Annotated in this window: 1 protein-coding gene; it reads left to right on the top strand. The window is 41.9% G+C overall.

The genetic code is table 11. The features are described 5' to 3' along the window. A partial coding sequence (locus ACVCXO_RS00515; protein WP_452227643.1) for a hypothetical protein occupies positions 1–203 on the top strand: 203 nt, incomplete at both ends.

Genomic DNA, 203 nt, shown 5'->3' with positions numbered 1-203 from the left:
GATGGAGTAAGTAACTTAGACGAAGTAGATCCTGATGGAGACGGCGTTCAAGGACCAAACGACACAGATCCAAATGATGCATGTGAATTTACTGCAGCAGATATTACTTTACCTGTAACAGCAATTACGGATTGTGATGGTGATGGAGAAACAAGTGATACGGATCCAAATGATACCGATCCATGTATCGGAGGAACATTATC

The organism is Lacinutrix sp. MEBiC02404 (genome assembly GCF_053601575.1).
Note: the sequence above shows the minus strand (reverse complement) of the source record. Positions and strands in the feature narration are given on the sequence as shown.